This is a genomic window from Bacteroidales bacterium, assembly GCA_013314715.1.
Lineage (GTDB): Bacteria > Bacteroidota > Bacteroidia > Bacteroidales > GWA2-32-17 > Ch61.
In genome coordinates this window covers 1-5153 of record JABUFC010000084.1, presented here as the reverse complement: position 1 = coordinate 5153, position 5153 = coordinate 1, and the positions used below count along the sequence as shown (strand labels likewise).

Below are 5153 nucleotides of genomic sequence, written 5' to 3'. Positions count from 1 at the left end.
GTCATATTTCCTGATTTTTCTAATTTCATAACGCTAAAATAACCATTATTTCTGGAATTTTAAATAAAAACATCAATAAGTTATTAACAATCACATATTTGCATGTTAATAGCCTTGCAAAGGACTCATTTTGTTAAAATCTTAAGCTTCGCTAACGACCAACTTATTTATAAAACAATTATAAAAAAGTAAAGCTATGAAAATACGATGGATAAAATTATTACCCGTGCTTTTATTGATTGGTTTTACATCAAACTTATATGCACAGATAAGTATAAATGCTTCCGGTAAAGATATTTCAGGGGGCACAGGTTCAGTAAGCTTTTCCGTTGGGCAGTGCGTCTATCACACTCATGCCGGAATAAACGGTTCGGTAGCCGAAGGAGTTCAGCAACCCTACGAAATTTCTGTTATAAATGCTATTGATGAAGCCAAAGGCATAACCCTTTCTGTTTTGGCTTATCCCAACCCAAGTACCGAGTACCTTACATTGGAGGTAAAAGAGTTTGAACTTTCAAATCTGCACTTCCAATTGTATGAAATGCAGGGAAAACTTTTACAAAGCGAAAAAATCACAAGCAATCAAACAAGCATTGCAATGAGCAATCTTGCACCTGCCACGTATTTTGTAAAAGTAATCCAAAACAACAAAGAAGTAAAAACATTTAAAATAATAAAAAAATAGGAGAACAAGACAATGAAAAGAATATTTTCAATTTTAGCAGCCTTATCATTAATGGCAAATGTATTTGCTCAAGCACCCGAAAAAATGAGCTATCAGGCAGTTATTCGCAATAGCAGCAATGCATTAATTGTCAATCAGCAGATAGGAATGAGAATCAGCATCCTGCAAGGTTCTGCAAATGGTACAGCCGTGTATGTTGAAACTCAAACACCAACTACTAATGAAAACGGTTTAGTAAGTATTGAAATAGGAGGAGGCACTGTTGTTAGTGGTAATTTTACCAGCATTGACTGGGCAAACGGACCTTACTTTATCAAAACCGAAACCGACCTGAACGGCGGAACAAATTACACCATAACAGGCAACAGCCAGTTATTGAGTGTGCCTTATGCTTTTTATGCAAAGACAGCAGGTTCAGCTCAAGGCGGACAAACTGTGATACAAAATGATTCGCTTGTGCTAAAAGATGCAAATGGGGTAACTCGTATGGTGCTAAATCCAAATACTGGAACATTCAAAATGATGAATAATGATACTATTTGGTATCAAATGACTGTGAATTCTCCTGTTTATCACATGACAGACCTTAGTGATGAATCATTTATGCTCACAAAAGTAGAAAATGGTATGAGAATTTCAGAAATATATCAAAATGGGAATCTAATTGCTAAAAGTTCAGAATCTGAAAAATATGATGGTAGCTTAGTTCAAACAACACAATATTCCAAACAAGAATTGTTTGGACCTAATCCTTCTACAGGTGTTTATGAAAAGGTTAAGGAAGTAGAAATGAATTCAATTTCAAGTTGCACCAGCAATAAATATAATTATGATAAAAGTAATGAAAAATTTTATAACAATGGAAATCTTTATTCTGAAACAATCACTGAAAGTAAATACGAAGAGTCATCGCCTGGCAACGTATCATACAATTATGAGATAACTCATTACAAATTCTATGATAATCAAGGTAACATAAAGTACGAAGAAAAGGTAGAAAAAGATTTTAAAAACAATGTGTATAAAAGATATTGTAAGAAAGATAATGATTGGATTTTAATGGAAGAAAACAATGATCCTACAGCAGGAAAATACTCCACAACAGTAACGAGTTCATCGTATTCCACATCAACAACTATTAATCAAAGCCCAACAGTTATTGAATACTCACATTCAGACCCCAATGCCAAAAAAGTGGAATATACTTATAATAGTTCGGATTTGACTACAGCACTAAACTTTTTAGATAATTTGGGAAACAGAAAAAATATTGCTAAGTACAATTCATACGGTGATATAATTTATGGTAACAATAATGCAATTACAACTACTTCGAGTGGCAGCACCTATTTAAAAAACACTTATTCTTACGGTAATTTTTATACAACAGGTAATGCAACTGTTGAAGGTAGTTTAAATGTTATGGGAACAAAGAATTTTAGAATTACTCATCCCAATGACACAAACAAATACCTTGTTCATGCTGCAATAGAAAGTAACGAGGTTCTAAATCAGTATTCAGGAAATGTTATAACCGATGGTCAGGGATATGCAACTGTTACTTTACCCGATTATTTTGACCAAATAAATAAAGATTTTCGCTATGTATTAACGGTTGTTGGTCAGACATTTGCTCAGGCAATTGTTTATCAAGAAATTGATTATCATAACCAATTTGTGATTAAAACTAATGAACCTAACATCAAAGTAAGCTGGCAAGTGATAGCCAAAAGAAATGATGCCTATATGCAAAGCCATCCGTTTCAAGATGTGATTAATAAGAATTAGACACTGATTTTATGTAATTTTGAAATGAAAACACAAGTAGGATGATAATAAACACAGAAATGCTAAAATGGTTATGAAAAATGGGCTGATAGTGCTGTAATCGAACTGATTTACTCACATATAATATTGAGCAGTTTGACAGTGAATCGCCCTGAAATGCCCAACATTTCATGCACTCAGCTATTGATAAAAATTTTAAACAACATAAATATGATGACAAAAACTAATATTAAATTTTTACTGCTTGCTTTATTTGGTTTGAGCAGTATAGTAAATGCTCAAAACTTTCAATGGGCAATAAAAATGGGAGGTACAGGATTTGATATGGCATCTGGCATCGCTGTTGACAATAGCGGAAATATTTATACTACAGGTCAATTTCAAGAAACAGTCGATTTTGATCCTGGATCTGGCACATATGATTTAATTTCAGCAGGAGAATATGATATTTTTATTTCAAAATTTAATTCTTCAGGAGAATTATTATGGGCAAAACAGATAGGTGGTGTAAATTGGGATGTTGGTCATGGCATTGCTGTTAGCAGCAACGGAAACATTTATGTTACTGGGCATATCGAAGGTACTGCTGATTTTGATCCAGGTCCAGGTGTCTTTAATTTAACTCCTTCTGGATCTTCCGATGCATTTATTGTTAAATTAGATAACAATGGCAACTTAATATGGGTCAAACAAATAGGAGGTACCGACTCCGATTTTGGCTATTCCATATCAGTGGACTTAAACGAAAATGTATATACTACTGGTATATTTAAAGGAACAGTTGACTTTGACCCAGGAACAGGCACTTATAACTTATCTTCTGCTGGGTCTAATGATATTTTTGTCTCTAAATTGGATGCTTTTGGAAATTTTGTCTGGGCAAAAAGCATGGGAGGTTCAGATATTGACTATAGTAACTCTATTACAATAGATATTAGTGGAAATGTATATATCACAGGTAGATATAAGGGAACATCAGATTTTGATCCAGATAACCAAAATACTTTAAATCTATCAGCTGTTGGTGAATATGATATTTTTGTAATGAAATTAAATTCTTCGGGAGATTTATTATGGGCAAAGCAAATGGGAGGTCCAAATACTGAAAGTGGAAATTCTATTGCAGTAGACTCTTACGGAAATGTTTATACTACTGGATATTTCAAAGGGACTGTTGATTTTGATACTGGACCAGGGGTCTTTAATCTAACTTCTGCTGGATATGAGGATATTTATATTTCTAAACTTGATATTTCAGGAAATCTTGTTTGGGTAAAACAATTTGGAAGCTCATATTATGATGTAGGGAATTCTATTTCGGTTGATAACAGTGGAAATGTATACAATACAGGTTATTTCGATTTAACTGTTGATTTTGACCCAGGAACAAGTAATTTTAATTTAACTTCTGTAGGGTCTACTGATATGTTCATCTCTAAGTTAGAAGCTTCTGGTGATTTTATATCGGCAAAACAAATAGGAGGACAAAATAATGAAATTGCTAATTCTATCTTTGTTGACAACAATGGAAATATTTATACAACAGGATGTTTCGAAGGCTCTGTTGATTTTGACCCCGGACCAGAAAATTTTTATTTATCTGCATATAGTGGTAATTGTGATATTTTTGTTATTAAACTTAACCAGAATACAAGTAATATAAAAAATATATTGGAAAGCTATTCAATAAGAGTTTATCCAAACCCTACCAATGAACTGTTATGCATAAGTTTTGGAAAAGAGTTAAGCAAAGTTAGGTTGATTGTTCGTAATACATTAGGAATACAATTTTACGACAATGAATATATAAATACGAGCAACATTACTCTGAATATTGACTATCCTTCCGACATTTACATTTTGGAAATAGTAACAGACAATAATAAAAATGTATTGAAATTAATAAAAGAATAACGTTTGTAACAATAGCGGATATAATGGTAATTGGTAGTTTTATACATTTAAGAAAATTTGTGCTAAACAGAAAGGCAAGTGTTTCAAATCCGCTAATATACATACACACGTACTTTTAGCAAAAATTCAAAAAAGTATATGAACATAACAGACAAATATTCTAAAATGAAAGAAAGTAATTACAATATAAGAAAAAAAATTTTTTTTTAATTCAGAAAGAAAAGCTGAATGCCCTCCCCATATTTGTACATTTGGCTGCTTGCAAACATTCAAAGCCGACACAAAAAAAGCAGCAAAAAGAGCAAATATCCAGACACACATTTTTGTTTGCAAAATGCTTGTATTACTGACTTCGCCACTTTTAATCAATTTTTAATTTTTTAAAAAAGTTAAATATTTAAATATCAATAAGAAACATTTTTTTAATTAAAAAATCGCGTTTGTAGTGCCTAAAATATATTTATATTTGTTTTTCTAAAAAATATGTTTAGAGTCCTTTGCAAGGCTATTAACATGCAATATATGATTGTTAATAACTTATTGATATTTTTATTTTAAATTCCAGAAATAATGCTTATTTTAGCGTTATGAAATTAGAAAAATAAGGAAATATAAAATTTTTCGAATCTTATATGGTTCAAATAAAGACTCGTTGCAGCGAATTTTTAAAGTGAATTCCATTATAGACTGACGTTGGTTAGAACGTGAGTTAGATAAAGTTTACAAAAAGGTGAAAGTGTAGATGGTCGTCCCAGTTATCCGTCGA

Annotated in this window: 2 protein-coding genes and 1 pseudogene; all 3 read left to right on the top strand. The window is 31.9% G+C overall.

The window, feature by feature from the left end:
- Positions 1–196 precede the first annotated feature (196 nt).
- The 3 genes and pseudogenes from HPY79_12230 (at position 197) to HPY79_12220 (ending at position 4387) form a co-directional block, all read left to right on the top strand.
- Positions 197–685: a T9SS type A sorting domain-containing protein gene (locus tag HPY79_12230; protein ID NSW46569.1), complete on the top strand. Its 489-nt coding sequence runs from the start codon at positions 197–199 to the stop codon at positions 683–685.
- Between the two features lie 12 nt (positions 686–697).
- Positions 698–1105 (top strand): annotated as a pseudogene (locus tag HPY79_12225) (hypothetical protein).
- A 1578-nt stretch (positions 1106–2683) separates the two neighbouring features.
- Positions 2684–4387, top strand: a complete 1704-nt coding sequence (locus HPY79_12220) for an SBBP repeat-containing protein (GenBank protein NSW46568.1) — start codon at positions 2684–2686, stop codon at positions 4385–4387.
- Positions 4388–5153: the final 766 nt, after the last annotated feature.

Coding starts and splice junctions, on each gene's coding strand:
- HPY79_12220 (NSW46568.1), top strand. CDS start 2,684: ATGATGACAAAAACTAATATTAAATTTTTACTGCTTGCTTTATTTGGT.
- HPY79_12230 (NSW46569.1), top strand. CDS start 197: ATGAAAATACGATGGATAAAATTATTACCCGTGCTTTTATTGATTGGT.